Origin of the sequence: Nonomuraea sp. NPDC049709 (genome assembly GCF_040674815.1) — a bacterium.
In the GTDB taxonomy this organism is placed as follows: domain Bacteria; phylum Actinomycetota; class Actinomycetes; order Streptosporangiales; family Streptosporangiaceae; genus Nonomuraea.
This window is the reverse complement of sequence record NZ_JBFANM010000039.1, coordinates 47,949-70,104: the sequence shown is the minus strand read 5'-3', so window position 1 is coordinate 70,104 and position 22,156 is coordinate 47,949. Positions and strand designations below refer to the sequence as shown.

At 67.4% G+C, this 22,156-nt stretch carries 19 protein-coding genes; 12 read left to right on the top strand and 7 right to left on the bottom strand.

Features of this window, described 5'->3' with window-relative positions; translation table 11 throughout:
* Positions 1-6: 6 nt before the first annotated feature.
* Positions 7-852, top strand: a complete 846-nt coding sequence (locus AB0J69_RS34235) for a glutathione S-transferase C-terminal domain-containing protein (RefSeq protein ID WP_364125922.1) — start codon at positions 7-9, stop codon at positions 850-852.
* Here the strand turns inward: AB0J69_RS34235 and AB0J69_RS34230 are convergent.
* Positions 800-2,083, bottom strand: a complete 1,284-nt coding sequence (locus AB0J69_RS34230) for an MFS transporter (RefSeq protein ID WP_364125919.1) — start codon at positions 2,081-2,083, stop codon at positions 800-802. The two genes, AB0J69_RS34235 and AB0J69_RS34230, sit on opposite strands and share 53 nt — an antisense overlap.
* Entirely contained in the window at positions 2,080-2,646 is a 567-nt protein-coding gene (locus tag AB0J69_RS34225; RefSeq protein WP_364125916.1) for a winged helix-turn-helix domain-containing protein, read from the bottom strand. The genes AB0J69_RS34230 and AB0J69_RS34225 overlap by 4 nt, the downstream gene beginning before the upstream one ends.
* Before the next feature lie 74 nt (positions 2,647-2,720).
* Between AB0J69_RS34225 and AB0J69_RS34220 the strand changes: the two genes are divergently transcribed.
* The 5 genes from AB0J69_RS34220 to AB0J69_RS34200 all read left to right on the top strand — a co-directional run bounded on the left by AB0J69_RS34220 (position 2,721) and on the right by AB0J69_RS34200 (position 9,256).
* A complete protein-coding gene (locus AB0J69_RS34220) occupies positions 2,721-3,365 on the top strand; it encodes a phenylalanine--tRNA ligase beta subunit-related protein (protein ID WP_364125913.1) in 645 nt (214 codons plus the stop codon).
* A gap of 204 nt (positions 3,366-3,569) precedes the next feature.
* Positions 3,570-7,217 carry a multifunctional oxoglutarate decarboxylase/oxoglutarate dehydrogenase thiamine pyrophosphate-binding subunit/dihydrolipoyllysine-residue succinyltransferase subunit gene (locus tag AB0J69_RS34215; RefSeq protein WP_364125910.1) on the top strand — a complete coding sequence of 1,216 codons (3,648 nt, stop codon included), beginning with the start codon at positions 3,570-3,572 and terminating at the stop codon, positions 7,215-7,217.
* Between the two features lie 105 nt (positions 7,218-7,322).
* The gene (locus AB0J69_RS34210; RefSeq protein WP_181308704.1) at positions 7,323-7,499 is read left to right on the top strand and encodes a DUF6104 family protein; all 177 of its coding nucleotides are present in this window, start codon (positions 7,323-7,325) and stop codon (positions 7,497-7,499) included.
* Between the two features lie 204 nt (positions 7,500-7,703).
* The gene (locus AB0J69_RS34205) at positions 7,704-8,507 is read left to right on the top strand and encodes a DUF4097 family beta strand repeat-containing protein (protein ID WP_364125908.1); all 804 of its coding nucleotides are present in this window, start codon (positions 7,704-7,706) and stop codon (positions 8,505-8,507) included.
* On the top strand, positions 8,504-9,256 hold the full coding sequence (locus AB0J69_RS34200; RefSeq protein ID WP_364125905.1) for a PadR family transcriptional regulator: 753 nt from the start codon (positions 8,504-8,506) through the stop codon (positions 9,254-9,256). Before AB0J69_RS34205 ends, AB0J69_RS34200 begins: the two co-directional genes overlap by 4 nt.
* Positions 9,257-9,755: 499 nt before the next feature.
* Here AB0J69_RS34200 and AB0J69_RS34195 read toward each other — a convergent pair whose 3' ends face one another.
* The 5 genes from AB0J69_RS34195 to AB0J69_RS34175 form a co-directional block, all read right to left on the bottom strand.
* Entirely contained in the window at positions 9,756-10,622 is an 867-nt protein-coding gene (locus tag AB0J69_RS34195) for an oxygenase MpaB family protein (protein ID WP_364125903.1), read from the bottom strand.
* Between the two features lie 76 nt (positions 10,623-10,698).
* The gene (locus tag AB0J69_RS34190) at positions 10,699-11,655 is read right to left on the bottom strand and encodes a zinc-binding dehydrogenase (RefSeq protein ID WP_364125901.1); all 957 of its coding nucleotides are present in this window, start codon (positions 11,653-11,655) and stop codon (positions 10,699-10,701) included.
* 229 nt (positions 11,656-11,884) lie between these two features.
* A complete protein-coding gene (locus AB0J69_RS34185; protein WP_364125899.1) occupies positions 11,885-12,766 on the bottom strand; it encodes a hypothetical protein in 882 nt (293 codons plus the stop codon).
* Positions 12,767-12,811: 45 nt separating this feature from the next.
* Positions 12,812-12,925, bottom strand: coding sequence for a PIN domain-containing protein (locus tag AB0J69_RS34180; RefSeq protein WP_364126041.1), 114 nt, complete (start codon positions 12,923-12,925; stop codon positions 12,812-12,814).
* Positions 12,871-13,155: a hypothetical protein gene (locus AB0J69_RS34175; RefSeq protein ID WP_364125897.1), complete on the bottom strand. Its 285-nt coding sequence runs from the start codon at positions 13,153-13,155 to the stop codon at positions 12,871-12,873. The genes AB0J69_RS34180 and AB0J69_RS34175 overlap by 55 nt, the downstream gene beginning before the upstream one ends.
* A 413-nt stretch (positions 13,156-13,568) precedes the next feature.
* Here AB0J69_RS34175 and AB0J69_RS34170 point away from each other — a divergent pair, with 413 nt between their 5' ends.
* The 6 genes from AB0J69_RS34170 to AB0J69_RS34145 all read left to right on the top strand — a co-directional run bounded on the left by AB0J69_RS34170 (position 13,569) and on the right by AB0J69_RS34145 (position 22,049).
* Positions 13,569-14,687, top strand: coding sequence for a serine protease (locus AB0J69_RS34170; RefSeq protein WP_364125894.1), 1,119 nt, complete (start codon positions 13,569-13,571; stop codon positions 14,685-14,687).
* Positions 14,688-15,020: 333 nt separating this feature from the next.
* The gene (locus AB0J69_RS34165; protein ID WP_364125891.1) at positions 15,021-16,115 is read left to right on the top strand and encodes a trypsin-like serine protease; all 1,095 of its coding nucleotides are present in this window, start codon (positions 15,021-15,023) and stop codon (positions 16,113-16,115) included.
* 197 nt (positions 16,116-16,312) lie between these two features.
* Positions 16,313-17,476: a hypothetical protein gene (locus AB0J69_RS34160; RefSeq protein WP_364125888.1), complete on the top strand. Its 1,164-nt coding sequence runs from the start codon at positions 16,313-16,315 to the stop codon at positions 17,474-17,476.
* 143 nt (positions 17,477-17,619) lie between these two features.
* Complete coding sequence (locus AB0J69_RS34155; protein ID WP_364125885.1) at positions 17,620-18,048, top strand: transposase; 429 nt, start codon at positions 17,620-17,622, stop codon at positions 18,046-18,048.
* A 504-nt stretch (positions 18,049-18,552) separates the two neighbouring features.
* On the top strand, positions 18,553-20,082 hold the full coding sequence (locus AB0J69_RS34150) for a hypothetical protein (protein ID WP_364125883.1): 1,530 nt from the start codon (positions 18,553-18,555) through the stop codon (positions 20,080-20,082).
* A 434-nt stretch (positions 20,083-20,516) separates the two neighbouring features.
* Positions 20,517-22,049 carry a hypothetical protein gene (locus AB0J69_RS34145; RefSeq protein WP_364125881.1) on the top strand — a complete coding sequence of 511 codons (1,533 nt, stop codon included), beginning with the start codon at positions 20,517-20,519 and terminating at the stop codon, positions 22,047-22,049.
* Positions 22,050-22,156 lie beyond the last annotated feature (107 nt).

Sequence of the window (22,156 nt, the reverse complement as noted above, 5' to 3'; positions counted from 1 at the left end):
GGGGTCATGAAGCTGAGCCGCGAGCTTTCCGAAGATGGCCGCTTCGTCCGGCAGCCGAACCGTTTCACGGATCGGCTCGGACCACCCGAGCCCGGCCGCTATCGGGTCTACGCCTCCTACGCCTGCCCCTGGGCACAGCGCGTGCTGATCGTCCGGGCACTCCTCGGCCTGGAGGACCTGCTGGACGTCACCATCGTCGACCCCATCCGCGACGAGAAGGGCTGGCGTGTCCCGGGTGGCGACCCGGAATACCTGTCGGAGCTCTACCACGCCACCGACCCCGGCTACGTGGGCCGCTACACCGTCCCGTGCGTCTGGGACACCAGGGACGAGCGGATCGTCACCAACGACTTCCCCCGGATCACCCTCGATCTGGAGACGTCATGGGGAACCTCGCCCAACCTCTATCCGGAGCGTCTGCGCCCCGACATCGACATCATGAACGACCGCCTCTACCACGGCCTCAACAACGCGGTCTACGAGGCGGGCTTCTCCCGTGACCAGCAGGTGTACGAGGAGGCGGTGGCGCGGGTGTTCACCACCCTCGACTTCCTGGAGGTGCGCCTGGCCGAGTCGGAGTTCCTCTTCGACACGCTCACCGACAGTGACGTGCGCCTCTACACGACCCTGGCCAGGTTCGACGCCGTCTACTACGCGCACTTCAAGTGCTCGGTCAGGCGGCTGGTGGACTATCCGGCGCTGTGGGCGTACGCCCGCAGGTTGTACGCCATCCCAGCTTTCCGGGAAACCACCGACTTCGACCAGATCAAGCGTCATTACTACATCACCCAGACCAACATCAACCCGAGCCGGATCGTGCCGGTAGGGCCTGAGCTGGACTGGAGCTCGTAGCCGCCGGCATCCGCACGAACAGCAGGACCGACGACAGCATCACCACGGCCGCGACGCCCCAGGCGGCGGCCAGGCCCGCCTGGGCGGCCAGGGCGCCGAGCGACAGGTTGGCCAGGATCCCGCCGCCCTGCAGGGAGAGCGAGCTCGTCGAGGTGACCGTGGTGCGCTCGGCGGCGGTGACCGACTTGTGGGTCATCTCCAGGCACAGCAGGCCCGTCACCGAGCCGCCCACGAAGAGCAGGACGTAGGCCAGCCCGGCGCTCAGCAGCCCGGGCAGGCCGCCCAGCCCCGCCGTCACGGCCAGCGCCCCGACGGAGAGCGCGGTCAGCACCGTCCCGCCGATCGCGCCGCCGACCGAGCCGCCGGCCAGGCGGGCCACGCGCGGGACGAGCGCGCTGCCCAGGGCGCTGCCCGCGAACCCGAGCGCCGCGACCACCGCGTAGGCCAGGCTGCCCAGCTCGGCCGTGCCCGCCAGCTCGGCCAGCCGGCCCGGCGTGAGCAGCTCGATGGTCGTCAGCACCACGCCGGACGCCGCGGCGGCGGCCATGAGCCTGCGCAGGGTCACGCCTCCCATGGCCAGCCGGAGCCCGCTCGCCACCGTGGCGGGCACCTCGCGCAGCACGCTCTTGAGGGAGCGGCGCCCGTGGGCCGGCTCGGGCAGGGCGAACACCACCACGACCAGCAGGACCACCGCCGCCACCGCACCCAGCAGGGGCGGCGCCGCCAGCGGGAAGATCAGCGAGGGCGGCACCAGCAGCGGCACGGCGCCGCCCGCCAGCACGCCGACGCACAGGGCCACCGACTCCATCGCGCCGCCCCTGGCCAGGCCGGGCTTGAGGTCGGCGTCGGGGCCCTCGATGCCGTGCAGCGTGTCGACGTACCAGGAGGTGGCCGGGCCGCTGGACAGCGCCCGGGCGACGCCCTTGAACACCCCGCTCACCAGGAACATCCAGAACGCGGTGGACACGCTGATCAGCGCGAGCCCCGCCACCGTGAACGCGGCCGAGGCGGCCAGCACCACGCGCCGCCCCACCACGTCGGCCAGCCCGCCCGTGGGCAGCTCGAGGCTCACGGTCACGATCGAGAACACCGTCACCGTCACCCCGACCTGGACCAGGCTGAGCCCCCGCTCGGTCATGAGCAGGACCATGCTGGCCACCATCAGCCCCACGGGCAGCCAGGTCAGGAAATTGACGAGCATGTAACGCCGTAAGGCCGAACGCGCGGTCACGGCCCCTCCTTTCGCATTCGGGGGAAGCCCCCCACCCAGACGTGCACGTCCCGCGCATCAGGAGCGCCCGCGTCGCGTGCGGCGAGCTCGTTGAGCATCTCCTCGGTACGCGCCATGAACTCGGCCATCGCGGCCGGTGTGAGCGCGAGGAAGTGGTCGCTGAGGCCCGCCACCTCCACCCACTCCGGGGACCAGGCGGACTCGTCGAACTCCCGGATGCCCTCCGCGAGCACCTGGGCCTGCCGCAGCCGGATGACCTCGACCGCCTCGCGCCCTCCCGGGGAGCCGACCAGCTCGCGGCTGTTCCACGAGGTGTAGCGGTGGCGGGCCCGCCAGCGGCGCTCGCGGCCGTCGCTCTGGTCGGGGTCCTCCTCGATGAAGCCGTGCTTGAACAGCTCACGGAGGTGGTAGCTGGTCGAGCCGGAGCTCTCGCCCGTCTTGCGGCCCAGCTCGCTGGCGGTGGCCGGGCCGTCGGTGCGCAGCAGGCCGAGCAGCCGGCTGCGCAGCGGGTGGGCGACCACCTTCAGCACCTGGGGGTCCGTGATCTTGTAGCGCTCCTCCATGTCCTCACCCTAGACCGCAAAATCAATTTTGCAAAATGAATTTTGCGGTTGCCACGCGCTTCTAAACTGGGGGGATGCTCGACGACATCTGGGTGGACGACTCCGTCTTCGCACTGCGACCCGACTTCGCGGTGCTCATCATGACCGCACACGGCCTGGGCAACGGGCCCACCGACGACCGGACCCGCGCCTGGCTGGCGGAGGCGTCGGCGGTGGAGGTGCAGGCGGACAAGATCGACGCCTGGAAGGACGCCTACCGGGCCTTCGGGGCCAAGCCGCAGCGGACCCGGCCGTCGGTCGACGCGCTCACCCGGCGGATGCCGCTGCCGGAGATCAACCGGGCCGTGGACGCGTACAACTCGATCAGCGTCAAGCACGCGCTGCCCATCGGCGGCGAGGACCTCGACCACTACGTCGGCACGGCGCGGCTGGTGCGGGCGACCGGCGACGAGGCGTCGGAGGAGGCGCTCGGGCAGCCGGAGCCCGGCGAGGTGATCTGGCGCGACGACCTCGGCGTCACCTGCCGTCGGTGGAACTGGCGTCAGGTCGTGCGCACCCGTCTCACGGAGGAGACCACCAACGCGATCTTCCTTCTCGAGCGCCTGGAGCCGATGTCGCTGGAGGAGCTCAAGCAGGCGGGCGAGGAGCTGGCGGACCTTCTGTCCGCCTTGTCGCCAGAGGTGCAGATCACAAGCAGACTCGTGTCCAATGGGAAATAAACCTCCTGGAGCGGCGTTGATACCAAAGAGTAATAAAGGCTGCACCACCCGGATTGACTAGGCGGGCGTGACCTCTTTGCGCAGTCCTGAGAGGATCGTTCGAGGCGGCACGGGCTCTTCGGCGCGCGCTGCCGGTCCGGGCGAGTAGCCTTGGACAGGTTCTCTAACATCAACGCCGATCTGCGGAAGAGGGCGATTTCCGCCGTGTCGTCTGAGTCGTCGCGGACAAACCCGCTGGCAAGCTTTGGTCAGAACGAGTGGCTTGTCGACGAGCTGTACCAGAAGTACCTCCAAGATCCCGAGTCTGTCGACAAGGCCTGGTGGAACTTCTTCGCTGACTACAACCCTGATTACGGGCCGGGTCGAACCCCGGTAAGGGAGGCGGCGAACGGCACTGTGACCGCCCCCGCTCCTCCCCAGGCCCCCAAGGCACCTCCCAAGGCGCCACCGGCGGCCGAGAAGCCGAAGCAGCCGGCCACTCCGGTGCCCAAGGGCGCCGAAGAGGTCAAGCTGCGCGGCGCGGCGGCACGCACTGCCGCCAACATGGACCTGTCGCTGTCGGTGCCGACCGCGACCAGCGTCCGGGCCATCCCGGCCAAGCTGCTCATCGACAACCGCATCGTGATCAACAATCACCTCAAGCGGGGTCGCGGCGGCAAGGTCTCCTTCACGCACCTGATCGGCTTCGCGATCGTCAAGGCGCTGCGGGCCATGCCGGAGATGAACTACTCCTACGCGGAGATCGACGGCAAGCCGACGCTCGTCAAGCCCGAGCACGTCGGCCTCGGTCTGGCGATCGACGTACAGAAGAGCAACGGCGAGCGCCAGCTCCTCGTGCCCTCGATCAAGGGCGCCGAGGAGATGGACTTCCGGCAGTTCTGGATGGCCTACGAGGACGTCGTCCGCAAGGCCCGGGCCGGCAAGCTCGGTGTCGACGACTTCGCCGGCACCTCGATCTCGCTGACCAACCCCGGCACGATCGGCACCGTCCACTCCGTTCCGCGCCTGATGCCCGGCCAGGGCACGATCATCGGCGTCGGTGCGATGGAATACCCGGCCGAATACCAGGGGGCCTCCCCCGACACGCTCTCGCGCCTGGCCGTCTCCAAGGTCATGACGCTGACCAGCACCTACGACCACCGGATCATCCAGGGTGCCCAGTCGGGCGACTTCCTGCGGCAGATCCACCGGCTGCTGCTCGGCGAGGACGGCTTCTACGACGAGATCTTCGAGGCGCTGCGGATCCCGTACGAGCCGGTCCGCTGGGTCCAGGACATCTCGGCCTCCCACGACGACGACGTGGCCAAGTCCGCTCGCGTGATCGAGCTGATCCACGCCTACCGCGTACGCGGCCATCTGATGGCCGAGACCGACCCGCTCGAATACAAGCAGCGCAAGCACCCCGACCTCGACATCCAGTCGCACGGCCTGACGCTGTGGGACCTGGAGCGCGAGTTCGCGACCGGCGGTTTCGGCGGCCGCCCGCTGATGAAGCTGCGCGAGATCCTGGGCGTGCTGCGCGACTCCTACTGCCGCACCGTCGGCATCGAGTACATGCACATCCAGAACCCCGAGGAGCGTGCCTGGATCCAGGCACGGGTCGAGAAGCCGCACAAGTCGCCCGAGCGCGACGAGCAGCTCAACATCCTGTCGCGGCTCAACACCGCCGAGGCGTTCGAGACGTTCCTGCAGACGAAGTTCGTCGGCCAGAAGCGCTTCTCCCTGGAGGGCGGCGAGTCCCTGATCCCGCTGCTCGACTCGGTGATCAGCGACGCCGCCGACGAGGACCTCGACGAGGTCGTCATCGGCATGGCCCACCGCGGCCGCCTCAACGTGCTGGCCAACATCGTGGGCAAGTCCTACGCGCAGATCTTCGGCGAGTTCGAGGGCAACATCGACCCGCGCACGGCGCACGGCTCGGGCGACGTGAAATACCACCTCGGCGCGACCGGCACGTTCACCGCGCCGAGCGGCAAGACGATCACTGCCTCCGTGGTCGCCAACCCCTCCCACCTGGAGGCGGTCAACCCGGTCCTGGAGGGTGTCGTCCGCGCCAAGCAGGACCTCCTGGAGCGCGGCGAGGAGGGCTTCACCGTCCTGCCGGTCCTCATCCACGGTGACGCGGCCTTCGCCGGCCAGGGCGTCGTGGCCGAGACGCTCAACCTGTCGCAGCTGCGCGGCTACCGCACCGGCGGCACCGTGCACGTGGTGGTCAACAACCAGGTCGGCTTCACGACCTCGCCCGCCTCGTCCCGCTCCTCGGTCTACGCGACCGACGTGGCGCGGATGATCCAGGCTCCGATCTTCCACGTCAACGGCGACGACCCCGAGGCCGTGGTGCGCGTGGGCGAGCTGGCCTACGAATACCGCCAGGCATTCCGCAAGGACGTCGTCATCGACCTCATCTGCTACCGCCGCCGCGGTCACAACGAGGGCGACAACCCGGCCTTCACCCAGCCGCTGATGTACGACCTGATCGACGCCAAGCGCTCGACCCGCAAGCTCTACACCGAGGCGCTGATCGGCCGGGGCGACATCACGGTCGAGGAGGCGGAGCAGGCGCTGCGCGACTACCAGGTCAAGCTGGAGCAGGCGTTCACCGAGACCCGCGAGGCGGCGAAGAAGCCGCTGGAGGCGGGCGCCATGCGGGTGCCGCCGGCCGAGGTCGTCAAGTGGTCCCACGACGACACCCCGACGGCGATCAGCCACGAGACGCTCAAGCGCATCGTCGACACCCAGCTCAACCTCCCCGACGGCTTCACGCCGCATCCGCGCCTGGCGCCGGTGCTGCAGCGCCGCGGTCAGATGGTCGAGCAGGACGCGATCGACTGGGCGATGGGTGAGACGCTCGCGTTCGGCTCGCTGCTGATGGACGGCCACCCGGTGCGCCTGGTCGGCCAGGACTCGCGCCGCGGCACGTTCACCCAGCGCCACGCCGTCCTGGTGGACCGGATGACCGGCGCCGACCACACGCCGCTCAAGACCTTCAACGAGGGCACCACGAAGTTCTACGTCTACGACTCGCTGCTCAGCGAGTTCGCGGCGCTCGGCTTCGAATACGGCTACAGCGTGGTCCGGCCCGACGCCCTGGTCCTCTGGGAGGCGCAGTTCGGCGACTTCGTCAACGGCGCCCAGACGATCATCGACGAGTTCATCTCGTCGGGCGAGCAGAAGTGGGGCCAGAAGTCCTCCGTCGTGCTGCTGCTGCCGCACGGCTACGAGGGCCAGGGCCCCGACCACTCCTCGGCCCGCATCGAGCGGTTCCTGCAGGTCTGCGCGCTCGACAACATGACGGTCGCGCAGCCCAGCACGCCGGCCAACTACTTCCACCTGCTGCGCTGGCAGGTGGAGTCGGAGCGGCACAAGCCGATGGTGGTCTTCACGCCCAAGTCGCTGCTGCGCCACAAGGCGGCCACGTCGAAGTCGTCCGACTTCACCTCGGGCGCCTTCCAGCCGGTCCTGGGCGACACGACCGTCGACGCCGCCAAGGTCACCAAGGTCGTGCTGACCTCCGGCCGGCTCTACTACGACCTGGCCGCCCACCGCGACAAGGTCGGCGGCGACGACGTGGCGATCGTGCGGCTGGAGCGCCTCTACCCGTTCCCGTCGGAGGAGCTGGCCGCCGAGCTGGCCCGCTACGGGTCGCAGGTGGAGCTGTTCTGGGCCCAGGACGAACCGGCCAACATGGGGCCGTGGCCGTACCTGACGCTCAAGCTGGCCGAGGACCCGCAGACGCTGGGCGGCCGGGCGCTGCGGCGCGTGTCGCGCACGCCCAACAGCTCGCCGGCCACGGGTTCGCACAACTCGCACGACACGGAGCTCGAGGAGATCCTGCACCAGATCTTCGGCTGAGCCACCACCAGTGAGCCCCCGGCCGTGCCACGGCCGGGGGTTCGCTGCTGTTCAGGCAGGTTAAAGTCAGGCGGGGCGCGGTGCCCCGGTGATGAATGGAGAGCGATGTACTTCACCGATCGGGGGATCGAGGAGCTGGTCGAGCGGCGCGGCGAGGAGGAGGTCAGCTTGTTGTGGCTCGGGGAGCGGCTGCGCGAGTTCGTGGACCTCAACCCCGAGTTCGAGACCCCGATCGAGCGCCTGGCCACGTGGCTGGCGCGGTTGGACGACGAGGACGACTGAGCGGGGACGGGCCTCCCCCACGCCCGCCGCCCCCGGTCCTCACCTGGTAAGACGCCGACACTCCCGCTGTGCTCATCACGGTGGGACGGCCCTTCCCTCCGGAAAGCCCTATGCTGGATAACGCGATACATCTTGAGTTTTCACGAAACGCGACATATCGTGATTGATGTAGGGACGTGTCATCAGAGAGGGGCGGGGGAGCCAATGCAGCAGTGGACGATCGACGAGCCCGGGCAACTGACGTTCGGCGATGTGGACTCACTCGACGTACGCATCGTCGCCGGCCGGCTGGACGTGCTGGCCAGTGAGGGCCCGCCCACCCTGGAGATCGCCGAGATGGACTCGGCCTCGCCGCTCCTCGTGACGTACGACGAGGAGGCCAGGGAGCTCACCATCACCTACCGCGAGCTCACCTGGGACGGCCTGCTCGGCTGGCTCAAACCGGACCGGCGCAGGACGGTGCTGTCCATCGCGGTGCCCAAGACCTGCAAGGTCAAGGCGGGCGTGGTGTCCGCATCCGCCGTGCTGGCCGGGTTCGAGCGGGTGACGCACGTCAAGGGCGTCTCCGGGGAGATCGTGCTCGACGCGGTCAGCGGCAACGTGGTCGCCAACACCGTCTCGGGAGCCGTGGAAAGCCGGGCGATGGACGGCGACCTGTCGTTCATCAGCGTCTCGGGCGACCTGACCGTGGCGGGCGGCACGCCGCACCGGCTGAAGGCCAACACCGTCTCCGGCCGCATCACGGCAGATCTCATGCTGCGACCGACGGGTCACGTGACGTTCAACAGCGTTTCCGGTGACATCCTGGTCAGGCTGCCCGAGAACGTCGAGGCGGACATCAGCGCCAGGTCCACCTCCGGCAGGCTGGTCAGCGCGTTCGAGGAACTGTCAGACAAGAGCGGTCCCGGCATGAAAGTGCTGTCGGGACGGCTGGGTGGCGGCATGGCATCTCTGTCGGCGATCACGGTCTCCGGCGAGGTCACGCTGCTCAAGGGAGAGAAGGAATGAGCCCTGTCTTCGGTCACGGCCGGCTTCGGCTGTACCTGCTCAAGCTGCTGGAAGAGAGCCCGCGCCATGGCTACGAGGTCATCCGGCTGCTCCAGGATCGCTTCCTCGGCGTCTACTCGCCCTCTCCCGGCACGATCTATCCGCGCTTGGCCCGCCTGGAGGAGGAGGGCCTGGTGACGCACGAGGTGGTCGAGGGCAAGAAGGTGTTCTCGATCACCGACAAGGGCCGCGAGGAGCTGAACGCCCGGCTCGACGAGCTCGACGACCTGGAGCAGGAGATCTCCGCCTCGGTGCGCGACATCGCCCGCGAGGTCAAGGAGGACGTGCGCGACACGGTCAAGTCGCTGCGCGACGAGCTGACGCGGATGGCCAAGGACGTACGCACGGGGGCCACCGATGACACCCGGCGGTTGCGGGAGAAGCAGAAGGAGGACCTCAGGCGGCTCAGGGACCAGCAGAAGCGCCAGTGGATGGAACACGCCAACCACTGGCAGGACTCGGGCGAGCGGCTGAGCATGGAGTGGCGCCGGATCTGGTCCGAGGTCTGGACCACGCTCGGCGGCGCACCGTCCGACGCGCCCTCCAACCGGGCCGAACTCGACGCGGAGCTGGGCGAACTGCTGGCCGACTTCGTCGCCGAGGCTCGCGAGGAGGCATCGGAGGCGCGGCTGACGCCGGAGAAGCTGGCCGAGCTGCGTACGACGCTGGACGAGGCGAGCCGCCGCATCCGCGACATCCTCGAACGCTGACCGGACCAAGCGCCAACCGCCCTACCACATCACGACGCACCGCACGCGGCCGCCGTGCCCTGCTCCCGGCGTGAGATCGCCCGCCCAGCCCCGCACCTCTCACCACACGGCCCACCACGCGGGCCTCCACCCCTCGCGCGGCGTCGGCCTGACCGCCGCCGCGCGCGTCGTACCTCCCACAGGGCCCGCAACGCAGGGCTGCGCCCCTCACGCCGCACCTTCAGGACGCAGCCCGCCACGCAGCCCTGCGCCCCGCACATCGCACCTTCAGCGCGGGGACGTGCCACTTACCGCGCTGCCCCGCCGGCCACCTCACCGTGCCCGCACGCGCCACACAGCGCAGGGCAAGAGCGGTCGCCGCGCAGTTCCGGCCCGCGCCCCACCGCACAGGCCGACCGGCCGGCAAGGACCCCTCACGCACCCGAAGGACCCCGCCGAAGTACGGTGCGGTGGCGGGAGACGTCTCGGCAAGCGGGCGACGGGCGAAACCTAGACGGGGCTATGCGGAGCGAGCAGCCGACGAAAGCCGCTCCACCCGGCGCGAAGCCCGCGCCGCCTTACGAGCGTGGTACGCGATCGGCATGTACCGCAGCCGCTCCGGCAACCGCGGCGTCAACATCGCCACCGCATGTCCGAGGTGCCGCAACCGCCGCTCCTCCCGAGCCGTCCAGCGCAGCCCCAGCTTCCGGCGTACGGCGGAGGGCAGGGTGCCGACGGTGATGAAGTAGTTGAACTCCCCCGCCCCGACCCCCACCGGCGTCCACAGCCGGCGCAGCGGAGCGGGCAGTCCGGGCGGCGCCGGCGTGCCGCGCATGACCGACAGCACGTCGAGCGCGGTCGGATGCGCCTCCAGCCGCTCGGCCACCATGTCGTCGAAGTAGCGCCAGAACGCCTCCAGGTCGTCCGGCATCTCCCGCTCGGGCACCCGCAGGATGGCCCCGAGCTGCCGCGACTCGGCGTAGAGCCGCTTCTCCTGCTCGCGCGTGAACGGGGTGCCGAAATAGCGGTTGAGCGCGATGAACCGCTCGAACAACGTCAGGTGCACCCACGCCCACGCCTCGCCGTTCAGCGCGTGGTAGTGCCTGCCCTGCTCGTCCACCCCGCTGATCGGCTTGTGCAGCTCCCTGAGCCGCTGTCCCTCGGCGGGGCCGCCGGGTCCGGCGTACACCCATTTCTGCACGGACGCGAGCGTGCGCTCCAGCCGCCCCCACGGATCGTCCTTGTACGTGGAGTGCTCCGCGACGGCCGCGCCGACCGCCGGGTGCATCGTCTGGAGGACCAGCGCGCTGCCGGCCACGAGCAGATTGCGGTATTCGCCAGCCGTGTCCCAGTGCATCGAACCTGGGCCGAAGGGCTCAATGTTCATGATGACTGCCTCCTGGGTGATACAACCCCACATCTCTTGTATCACCCAGGAAGGTCAGAAGTAACCCTTCACTTATTCAGCCGGCAAAGACGATCTTTCCGAAGATCTCCCCGGCGGCCATGGCGGCGAACCCGTCGCGCGCCTCGGCCAGCGGCAGCACCCGGTCGATCTCGGGCCGCAGCCCCGTCTGCTCCAGGAACACCGCCAGCCGCTGCAACTGCTCGCGCGTCCCCATCGTGGACCCGACCACGGACAGTTGCAGGAAGAAGACCCGGTTCAGGTCGGCGGGCGGGACCGCGCCGCTGGTGGCGCCGGAGACGACGATGCGCCCGCCGGGCTTGAGCGACTTGAGCGAGTGGTCCCAGGTGGCCTGCCCGACGGTCTCCATGACCGCGTCCACCCGCTCGGGCAGCCGCGCGCCCGGCTCGAACACCTGGTCGGCGCCGAGCTGCCGGGCCCGCTCCCTCTTGCCCTCGGAGCGGCTGGTGGCCCAGATCCGGTAGCCGGCGGCCCGGCCGAGCGCGATGAGCGCAGTGGCGACGCCACCGCCGGCGCCCTGCACGAGCACGGTGGAGCCGGGCTCGAGCCCAGCCTTGTCGAACAACATCCGGTACGCGGTCAGCCAGGCCGTCGGCAGGCAGGCCGCGTGCTCGAAGCTGAGGGCGGCCGGCTTGGGCACCAGGTTGCGGCGCGGCACGGCCACGCGCTCGGCGAACGTGCCGTCGTACATCTCGGACAGCAGCGTGCGCTTGGGGTCGAGCGTCTCGTCGGCGCCCGTGCCGATCACGGAGTGCACGATGACCTCGTTGCCGTCCTCGTCCACCCCGGCTGCGTCGCAGCCGAGCACGATCGGCAGCCGGTCCTGCCTGATGCCGACGCCCTTGAGCGTCCACAGGTCGTGGTGGTTGAGCGCGGCCGCCCGGACGGAGACGGTCGTCCATCCGTCCGGCACCTTCGGCTCGGGGTGCTCGCCGAGCGTCAGTCCGGCGAGCGGGTTGTCGGGATCGGTCTGTGTGGCGGTTACGGCGAACATGGCCGCACCTTACTTCAGCCCGACGCCCCTCCCCCGAACCCGCACCTTACTTCAGCCCGACGCCCTCCCCCGAACCCCCACCGCCCCAAGACCACCCACCCCCGAACCCCACGCGCCCCAAGACCTCCTACCCCTGCCCCCGTCCACCCCCGATCCCCACCGACGACTCCGAGGACGCCCACCCCTGCCCCGACCCCGCCGGAGCCTGCCCTGAAGCGGAAGCGCACCCTCACTTCATCGTGATCCGGATGCCCGAAATCGCCATCTCCCGGAACCGCGTCGGCCCGGTGACGGCGACCAGCACATCCCCGCGGCACACCATGTCGGTCGGCCGCCCGCGCCCCTCGATCACATCCGGCATCCTGGCCCGCTTCTCGCAACCGGGCGTGGGCACGAGCGCGACCATCTGCCCCGCGCCACCGCCGAACCACAACTGCGGCCCGATCGGCTCGTCTTCCGCGACCTCCCCCGGCTTGGCCAGCCGCAGGTCCCCTTCGGCTGACAGGACCAGATAGCCCTCTTTCGTCACCCTCCCCTTGAGGTTCTGCGCGAGAGCCATCCGCTGCTCGAACGTCAGCCCCTGCCCCCGGTCGTACATCGCCAGCCGCCACGGCCCGAACGCGAACAGCAGCACCTGCCCATAGAACCCGCTCCCGGCCTGGCGCGGCCAGAGGGTCACGTTGTCGGTGTAGTTCCTGATCGGCCGGCCGCCCCGCGTGATCTCGACCTCGCCGCCATAGGGGGCGACGAACTGCCGATATCTCCCCCCGACCCAGCCCCCTTGGAACGGCCGCGACCCCATCTCGTCGAGATCGAGCTCCTTCGGATAGCGCACCTCGGCACGCACACCGTGCGGGAACACGACCGGGAGCACCTCGTCGCCCCCCTTGGCGACGGCGGGCACGTCGATGGTGTTGGGCGCGTTGTCGAGCCTGGTCAGCGACCGGATGGGCTCGGGCGTCGGCCTCGCGGGCAACGCCTCGGGCACCGGGTCGCGGCTGGCGAGCAGGCTGACGACAGGGATCAGCAGGAGCGCCAGAACCACCACCAGCCCGACCCACCGGCGACGGCCGCGCTCGCCTGCCTCGATGACGTCGAACTGGTCAGCCACGACGTTCCTAGCCGAGTAGTGCCGGCTTGCGCCCTTATGCTCAGTTCAATTGAGCGGCGACCGCCGGCGCAAGCCCTGGAACCTGGCGAAATCCTTGTCGCAGGTCACGAATTCACAACCATGCTCGATGGCCAGTGCGGCGAGATAGGCGTCGGGGATGAGGTTGCCGATGGCATCAGCGTGGCGGCAGAGCTTGACGAAGATTTCCCAGTGCCCCGACCGGCGTGCACGACGAGCGCATGCGGCTGGTGCCCGACATTTTCCGCAAACTCACGAGCGACCTCGAACGACGTGTCGGCCGGAATGCGCGGATCGGTCACCACGCGCATGAAGCCGTTGATCGCGAAGTCACTTACGGCATAGGCCTCGTCGCCGTTGAGCAGGTCCACGAGGAGCGCGTGACACTGCTCGTGGTGCTCCATGTCCCGCCGCCCGTGCTTGGCCGCGTACGCCTGTGACATGACGCCCGGGACTGTCCAAGCCGCCACACTCACCTACCCCCGACCGCAAAGAGATTGGCGGGCCCAATGAGCCCAAACATCCAGAACAAACGATGAGTGGCGTCTGATAATAAACGTTACCGATGTTACTGCAGAAGAATTAACAACGCCTCCACCTGCAGAAATGCCAATCAGGAATACATGCGATCTCGCTATTTCCATAACGGAACGGAACCGGCCCATGCTTTTTCACGTCGTTTCCTGGCCGCCGGATCGAGCCATTCATTAACGTTCCCATCGTTTTCCTGGCCCACCGGGGCGCAGTACCCCGCTCTGGGCCGCCGAAAGCTGAGAGGAGCTCCATGTATTCCCGAGCAAGGCGCATCGCGATCCCCCTCGCCGGCCTCGTGGCCATAGGGCTGGCGGCGGGCATGGTCAGCGGCGCCGCGGGCGCGACCGCACCCTCCGATGTCGTGTCCAAGAATGCGGCGACCCCCGCGGAGCAGGCGATTCAGTTCTGGACGCCCGACCGCATCAAGCTGGCCAGTGACTACGACGACGGGCTCGACCTGTCGTCCAAGGGCGTCAAGGGCAGCAACGACACCCCTGACGGACCTCCCGGCTCCGTTCCGCCGATCGGCGCGGAGAAGACGACGAGCAAGAAGAGCAAGCACGTCAACCTGCCGAACACCGTCGGCCGCGTGTTCTTCACGCTGCCGAAGGCCGACCCGCGTGACCCGAAGAACTGGCGTTACTGCTCGGCCAGCTCCGTGCAGAGCAAGTACCGCAACCTGGTGGCGACCTCCGCCCACTGCGTCTACGACACCAAGAAGAACACCTTCTACGACAACTGGATCTTCATCCCGTCGTACTGGGACGGCGACAAGGTCTGGAACGGCAAGGCGCCCTACGGCATCTACGCCGCCAAGACCTTCAACGCGCACGACGACTTCGTGGTGAAGGAGGACTACGACTTCGACTACGCGTTCGTCAACGTCTACAACGGCATCAAGGTCAGCTGGGAGAAGGTCAACGGCCGCTGGAAGTGGACCGTCAAGAACGTCGGACGGCTCGGTGACAACGTCGGCGGCCAGGGCTTCACCTGGAACCGGAGCACGAAGCTGAACGTGTTCTCGTTCGGCTACCCGGCGGGCGAGCACCCTGACGGCGACAAGCCGTTCACCGGCCGGACGATGAAGTACTGCTACGGCAAGACCAAGGCGATGCCCGAGGCCAAGAAGTACAACCTGCAGGAGCACATCGGCTTCAAGTGCTCCTTCACCGCCGGCGCGAGCGGCGGACCGTTCCTCTACAACTACAAGAGCGCGTCGCGCACCGGCTACCTGGTCGGCGTCAACAGCGTCGCGTGGGACACCGACGGCAACGACCGCTACGACCACATCTCGTCGCCGTACTTCAACACCGACACCTACAAGGTCTACAAGGCCGCCGCCAACCGGTGGACCGGCAACATGCCGTGATCAAGTTGGCACCAGGCCCCGGTTCCCTCGGGATCCGGGGCCTTCCCCTGGGATCGGAATGGGATGGCGACGACGTGGCGTGTGCCACTCGACCGGCTCGAAAGAGGCCGGTAATGGGTGCAATTCCATCCGTACGAACGCCACCCGGCATCCGCTCCCACCTGCGGAAACGTCATCAAGTAATGATCGTTTACGCGTATCGGGACCGTTCGGCTGACGGCATCCTTATAGTTCGCGATGCACCCTTGATCAGGTAACGAATCTCTATCCAAGCTGCAATACAGTCTGTACATCTGGAAAAATCCACCCTTACGACCCCAAGAAAGGCATTTCATGATCCCCCGGGCCAGGCACTTCGTTGCCGCTGCCTTGAGCAGCGCGCTGCTGATGCTGCCTGCCTTCACGGGGGTCGCCGATGCCGCGCCCGCCAGCAAGGTGTTCGCCGTCCCGCTGGCCAAGACCCTCTCGGACGTCAAGCGCGTCGCCGGCTACTGGCGGCCCGACCGCCTCAAGCAGGCCGACAACTACAGCCCGGCCACGCCCGCCGCCGCAGCCGCCCCGACGACCTCGTCGGCCGCCGCCGCCTCCGGTCCCGGTGCGCCCGTCGCCGTCGTCAAGCAGGCGACCGCCGCACAGGGCGTGGCACCCGTGCCGCCGCGCAAGGGCACCGCCAGGACGATGGGCAAGGTCTTCTTCCGGTTCGGGGACAAGGAGTACTGGTGCTCCGCCAGCGCGGTCGCGGCCAAGAACCGCAGCGTCGTCGCCACGGCCGGGCACTGCGCGTACGACTCGCGCCAGGCCAAGCCGGCCGACTACTGGATCTTCGTCCCGAACCCCGGCCCCAACGGCGAGACGCCGGACGGTATCTACGTGGGCGCCTCGATCAGCATGCACGAGGACTGGTCGGGCAAGGCCGACTACGACTACGACTACGCGTTCGTGACCGTGCACCGCGGCTTCACCTGGGTCGCCAAGGACGGCGGCTACGTCATGCAGGACGTCGGCCGGCTCCAGGACAACGTGGGCGGGCTGGGCATCGACCTGAACGAGGAGCCCGGTTCGTACACGGTGGCCGCGTTCGGCTACCCGGCGGGAGCGCAGCCCGACGGCTCGACCCCGTTCAACGGCAAGACGCTGCGCAAGTGCCCCGAGCGCGCCACCCGCTTCACCGTGGCCCCCGGCCGCGACCTGCAGAAGGGTGTCGAGCTGCAGCCGTGCGACTTCAGCCCCGGCGCCAGCGGCGGCCCGTGGCTGATCGGCTACGACGACTCGCGCAGGCTCGGCACGCTGAACGGCGTCAACAGCCTGACCTGGAACAGGGACGCCAAGGGCCGCTACGACGCGGTGTCCTCCCCCTACTTCGACACCACCACCGGCGAGGTCTACCGACGCGCCGCGGGGCTGACCACCATCCCAAATGTGACGTAAGTCATAGCAACCATCTGGTCACTACGGGTGATCAGCCAGTTCTTTGTCTCGGCAAGGTCACGACGCCACTTGGGAGCGTTGACATGATCTACCGAAAATTCACATACACATAGTCAAAGCTGTAGGTTCCGGGCTGTCCGTTTGCTGAGTTTTGGGGGTGCACGAGGCGCCTCATGTCAGCGCAACCTGGAGTTACCTTGAAGCGAATCCTTCTTCCCGCCGGCGGAGCCCTCCTGGCTACCGGTCTGCTCGCCTCCGGCCTGTCCGGCACGGCGCAGGCCGACGGCGACGTCGCCCACGACCCGATGGCCCGCAACACCTCCGACGCCGTCTCCGTCGCCTCCTTCTGGCTGGCCTCGAACGGCGCCGCGCTCCGGTCCGCGACCCAGTACCCGTGGGACTCCAAAGAAGTTCGGAAGGTCGTCTCCAAGGGCGGCGCCGACCCCGACGGCCGCCCCGGCACCACGGCGCCGACCGGCGAGTCCAAGTCGACCGGCAGGGCCCAGAACATCAACCTCCCCAAGACCGTGGGCAAGGTCTTCTTCGTCGACGCCGGCGGCAAGTTCCGCTGGTGCTCGGCCTCCTCCATCCAGTCGAACTACCGCAACCTGGTCGCCACGGCCGGCCACTGCGTGTACGACACCGACAGCAACGCCGCCACGATGGACAACTGGGTCTTCGTTCCCGGCTACTACCAGGGCAAGGCTCCGTGGGGCATCTACGTGGGCAAGCAGGCGTTCACGCACTTCGACTTCGACACGTACGAGGACTACGACCGCGACTACGCGTTCGTCACCGTCTACAACGGCATCCACTTCAACGGCGTCAAGCAGGTGGACCGCAAGGACTTCCAGCGCTTCACCGGCCCGAAGCGGTCGTGGGGCGGGCGCTACTACATCCTGCTGTCGAAGGACGCCGGCCGCCTCGGCGACAACGTCGGCGGCCAGGGCTTCGCCTGGAACCAGCCCACCGGCAAGCCCGTACGCGCCTTCGGCTACCCGGCGGCCCCGCACCCGGACGGCAACAAGCCGTACAGCGGCGTGACGCCGAAGCACTGCTACGGCAACACCACCGCCAAGACGGTCGGCGCCTCCTGGCTGAAGATCGAGGAGCACATCGGCCTCAAGTGTGCCGTGACCCCCGGTTACGACGGCGGCCCCTGGCTGCTGAACTACAGCAACGCCAAGCGCCTCGGTTACGTGAACGGTGTCACCAGCACCTTCGCCGACCAGGACGGCAACGACAGGGTCGACTACATCACCTCGCCGTACTTCGACGGGGAGACGGCCTCGGTGTACAACGCGGCCAAGAACGTGTGGTCCGGCAAGATCGTGGGCCCGAACGGCGAGCTGTACAAGTAAGCCCCCGCAGAACCCTTCAGAGCCCTTCAGAACCATCCAGAAGCGAGGGCCTCGGCACACGTCCGAGGTCCTCGCTTCGGCGTTCCACGGAGATCTTTCTTTGAACTACTGACAGACAGTGTTTACGTTGTCACGATGGGCGCATGCGTCGTGATGATCTGACAGACGCCGAGTGGGAACGGGTGGCGCCGCTGCTCTCCACGCACGGCGACCATGGCGACCGGTCGCCCGAGGACCGCATGGTGATCAACGCACTGCTCTATCAGGCCCGCACCGGTGTCCGCTGGCGCTCCCTGCCCGACCGGTACGGCTGCTGGGTCACCGCCTACAAGCGCCACCGACGCTGGACCGCCGACGGCACCTGGCAACGCCTCACCCTCGCCCTGCGGACGAGCGGCGACCGCACGAGCACGGCGACGACCCCACCGGACTTCGCCTCCCCCAGGACGCACCAGCCGCCCCACGACAGCCCCCACACCGCCCCGCCACCCCTCTCCCACCTCAGGGACGCGGCAGTCCTGGCCAGCCTCCAGGCCCTCCTCGGCAGCGTGGTCCAGCCAAGAAGGCAGTGAACCCGGCCGACCGCGGGGCGGCGCGCCTGCGACCACAACGAGCGGAGCCGCCTGCAACCGGGAACTCCGTAACGGGCAACGGAACGCTCGGCTCAGAGCCCCACCACAGCGCCCCGCGCCCCCCCGCCGGCGCCGAAATCCGCATGCCTGAAACGCGAACCTGAAGATCACCTGTGAGAAATGAGCCATCTTAGACGGGGCAGGCGTCAATCTGGTTCCTGTGATCTAAGTCACGTTTCGATGGCTACGTTATGTGGCGAGTCCCTAACGGCACTTTCGTACCGGCAGACACAACCCCTTCATACCCTGCGAAAACGTAACGCAATGATCACAACGCGCAAAGATCTCTGACAGATAACAGGAAGGTCACGGCGGTAACGGCGCCTGCCGAACCGCCCAAAGCGGGTTCCACCTGCGGAGATCACCACGCTATGTTCCTTGCTATCCCTTTACTGACGCATGGGACGCATGTTGCGACCCACGACAGAGCAAGGAGCAGTTCCCTTGAAGCGCATCCTCATCCCCGCCGGTGGCGCCATCCTGGCCACCGGCCTCCTGGCCGCCGGCCTCGCCGGTACGGCCTCCGCCGACAGCGACGTCGCCAAGGACAACCTGGCGACCAGCGCGGCCAACGCGAAGGCCATCGCGAGCTTCTGGGCGGAGAACAACGGTGCCGCCCTCAAGGCCGCTACCGAGTCGAACGTCTGGGACAAGGCGGACGTCGCCAAGCTGCAGAGCAAGGGTGGCTACAGCTCGGACACCAAGCCGGGCTCGACCGCTCCGATCGGCGAGGAGAAGAAGACCTCGACCAAGGTGCAGAACGTCAACATGCCGAAGACCATCGGCAAGGTGTTCTTCATCAACAGCAAGGGCGAGAAGAAGTGGTGCTCCGCCACTTCGATCCAGTCGCAGTACCGCAACCTGGTCGCCACGGCCGGCCACTGCGTCTACGACACCGCCAACAACACGGACGTCATGTCCAAGTGGGTCTTCGTCCCCGGTTACTACCAGGGCAAGTCGCCTTGGGGCATCTACGTGGGCAAGCAGGCCTTCACCCACTACGACTTCGACGTCTACGAGGACTACGACCGCGACTACGCGTTCGTGACCGTGTACAACGGCGTCAAGCTGGACGGCGGCACCGCCAAGCAGGTCTCCAAGGCCGACTTCGAGAAGTACCAGGGCGTCAAGGACGCCAAGGACGTCGAGATCAGCCGGGAAGAGTTCCGCAAGGGCAAGCTCGACCCGACGTCGACCGAGGCCTACTGGGTCAAGAGGGGCACGGCGCCCGAGGCGACCGGTCCCGACTACCCGGGTGCCGAGGTGGGCAAGGTCGAGGTCTCCGAGGCCACCTACAAGGCGGCCAAGGTCGGCAAGGGCAACGGCCGCAAGTTCGGTGAGCCCGTCACCGAGATCGTGACTGACACCCAGGCCGCCGCCTACCTGGAGAACCAGAAGAAGGACGCCGCCAAGTACCCGGCCAAGGTCGTCAAGGACGCCCGTGGCAACTGGACCATCACGCACTTCTACGTGCAGCAGTGGTACAAGCCGGGCTCGGACACCAAGTACTACAAGACCGTCTTCTACATCATCGAGGGCTTCGCCAAGGACGCGGGCCGCCTCGGTGACAACGTGGGCGGTCAGGGCTTCGCCTGGAACCAGCCGACCGGCAAGCCGGTTCGCGTGTTCGGCTACCCGGCGGCTCCTCACCCCGACGGCAACAAGAACTACACGGGCGTCACGCCGAAGTGGTGCTACGGCACCACGACGAAGAAGCTCGTGGGTTCGGCCGCCAAGAAGATCGAGGAGCACGTCGCCCTCAAGTGCGCCATGACCGAGGGCGCCGACGGTGGCCCGTGGCTGTACAAGTACAGCAACAGCAAGCGTCTCGGCTACCTGAACGGTGTCATCAGCACCTTCAACGACCAGGACGGCAACGGCCGCGTGGACTACATCTCGTCGCCGTACTTCGACGGCGAGACCAACGTCGTCTACAAGGCCGCCGCTGTCGCGTGGTCCGGCAAGGTTGTCTAAGTAACGGATAGCGACCGGACTTAGACGGTCCGTGTAACCGTTGCAAGCGAAGGGCCCGGCATCCCGCCGGGCCCTTCTGCGTTCGGCCCGAAAGTGAAGGGCGTTTGGACGCATGGGGCGCTCAGACGGTGCCATGAACTTGGTGTGATCTGCGTCACATAGCAGCTGGGATCCGGATCATGAGGACACCCGCACCCCGCGCGTCACACTGACAACTTCCTTATGTTGATCAGGGCAAACGACGGCAAGACGAGCTTCCCTCGACTCCTGCGCATCAGCCCTTTAAACATCACAGAACGATCACGACCGGCTTGTCGCATCTTTTCCCACCAAAGCGGCTTCCGGTTATCAAGATCGACACTGTATGTTCCTGGCTATCCCTTTACTGACGCATGGGACGCAAGAGGCGTTCCACGACAGCGCAAGGAGTTACCTTGAAGCGCATCCTCCTCCCCGCCGGTGGCGCCATTCTGGCCACTGGTCTGCTGGCTGCTGGTCTGGCCAGCACCGCCCAGGCTGACGACACCGTCGCGACCGACCCGCTGGCTGCTTCCGCGGCGAAGGCGGCGGAAGTCATCGAGTTCTGGACCAAGTCCGACAACGCGGCGCTCAAGGGCGCCATCGCCTTCAACCCCGACGCCCTCGAGGTCTCCAAGATCAAGAGCGGTGGTGGCTATACCTCGGACACCAAGCCGGGTTCCACCGCCCCGATTGGCGAGGAGAAGAAGGCGGCCGTCAAGGTTCAGAACGTGAACCTGCCGAAGACCATCGGTAAGGTCTTCTTCGAGGGCCGCGACGGCAAGCTGTACTGGTGCTCCGGTACCTCGATCCAGGCGCAGTACCGCAACCTGGTCGCCACGGCCGGTCACTGCGTGTACGACATCGCCGGCAACGACGAGGTCGTGTCCCGCTGGGTCTTCGTCCCCGGTTACTACCAGGGCAAGGCTCCTTGGGGCATCTACGTGGGTAAGCAGGCCTTCACCCACTACGACTTCGACGTCTACGAGGACTTCGACCGCGACTACGCCTTCGTCACCGTCTACGACGGCATCGGCGGCGTTGTCAACAAGCCGAAGCAGGTCACCAAGGCCGAGTTCGACGCCTACAAGGGCAACAAGGACGCCAAGGACGTCGAGGTCAGCCGGGAAGAGTACCGCAAGGGCAAGCTCGACCCCAAGACCACCGACTACTACTGGCGCCAGAAGGGCACGGCGGCCGAGGCCACCGGCCCGGACTACCCCGGTGCCGAGGTGACCAAGGTTGAGGTCACCGAGGCTGCCTACAAGGCTGCCGGCGTCGGCAAGGGCAACGGTTTCAAGTTCGGCGAGCCCATCGTCGAGAACGTCACCTACAACCAGGCTCTGGCCTACCTCGAGAGCCAGAAGAAGGAGCCGGCCAAGTTCCCCGGCACCGTCAAGCTGGACGAGCGGACCAACTCCACGATCACGCACTACTACGTGCAGGCGTGGTTCAAGCCGGGTTCGGACACCAAGTACTTCCGCACGGACTTCTTCATCTTCGTTCACGAGGTGAAGAGCGTCGGTCGTCTCGGTGACAACGTGGGTGGCCAGGGCTTCGCCTGGAACCAGCCCTCCGCTGGCAAGTACGTCCGGACCTTCGGTTACCCGTACGGCCCGCACCTGGACGGCAACCGCCCCTACACGGGCGTTACGCCGAAGTGGTGCTACGGCAAGACCGCGAGCAAGGCTCTGCTGATCCCGTCCAAGAAGGTCGAGGAGCAGCAGTCCCTGAAGTGCGCCGTCACCGCCGGTTACGACGGTGGCCCGTGGCTGTACAAGTACAGCAACAGCAAGCGGCTCGGCTACGTCAACGGTGTCACCAGCCTCATCGCTGACACCGACGACAACAAGCGCTACGACACGATCACCTCGGCGTACTTCGACGGTGAGACCAACGTGATCTACAAGGCCGCTGCGGCCGTGTGGTCCGGCAAGCTCATCCCGTAGTTCGCTGCGGATCGGAACGTCGACCTGGTCTTCGTTCGGTAGCAGTACCAAAGGGCTCGGCATCCTGCCGGGCCCTTTGGCCTTTCTGGTGAAAATTGATAATTCCC

Bases quoted from the DNA above. Each gene is read 5' to 3' on its own strand.
- AB0J69_RS34165 (WP_364125891.1), top strand. From the start codon at position 15,021: ATGATCCCCCGGGCCAGGCACTTCGTTGCCGCTGCCTTGAGCAGCGCG.
- AB0J69_RS34170 (WP_364125894.1), top strand. From the start codon at position 13,569: ATGTATTCCCGAGCAAGGCGCATCGCGATCCCCCTCGCCGGCCTCGTG.
- AB0J69_RS34220 (WP_364125913.1), top strand. From the start codon at position 2,721: ATGCTCGACGACATCTGGGTGGACGACTCCGTCTTCGCACTGCGACCC.
- AB0J69_RS34195 (WP_364125903.1), bottom strand. From the start codon at position 10,622: ATGAACATTGAGCCCTTCGGCCCAGGTTCGATGCACTGGGACACGGCT.
- AB0J69_RS34205 (WP_364125908.1), top strand. From the start codon at position 7,704: ATGCAGCAGTGGACGATCGACGAGCCCGGGCAACTGACGTTCGGCGAT.
- AB0J69_RS34155 (WP_364125885.1), top strand. From the start codon at position 17,620: ATGCGTCGTGATGATCTGACAGACGCCGAGTGGGAACGGGTGGCGCCG.
- AB0J69_RS34225 (WP_364125916.1), bottom strand. From the start codon at position 2,646: ATGGAGGAGCGCTACAAGATCACGGACCCCCAGGTGCTGAAGGTGGTC.
- AB0J69_RS34200 (WP_364125905.1), top strand. From the start codon at position 8,504: ATGAGCCCTGTCTTCGGTCACGGCCGGCTTCGGCTGTACCTGCTCAAG.
- AB0J69_RS34190 (WP_364125901.1), bottom strand. From the start codon at position 11,655: ATGTTCGCCGTAACCGCCACACAGACCGATCCCGACAACCCGCTCGCC.
- AB0J69_RS34210 (WP_181308704.1), top strand. From the start codon at position 7,323: ATGTACTTCACCGATCGGGGGATCGAGGAGCTGGTCGAGCGGCGCGGC.
- AB0J69_RS34235 (WP_364125922.1), top strand. From the start codon at position 7: ATGAAGCTGAGCCGCGAGCTTTCCGAAGATGGCCGCTTCGTCCGGCAG.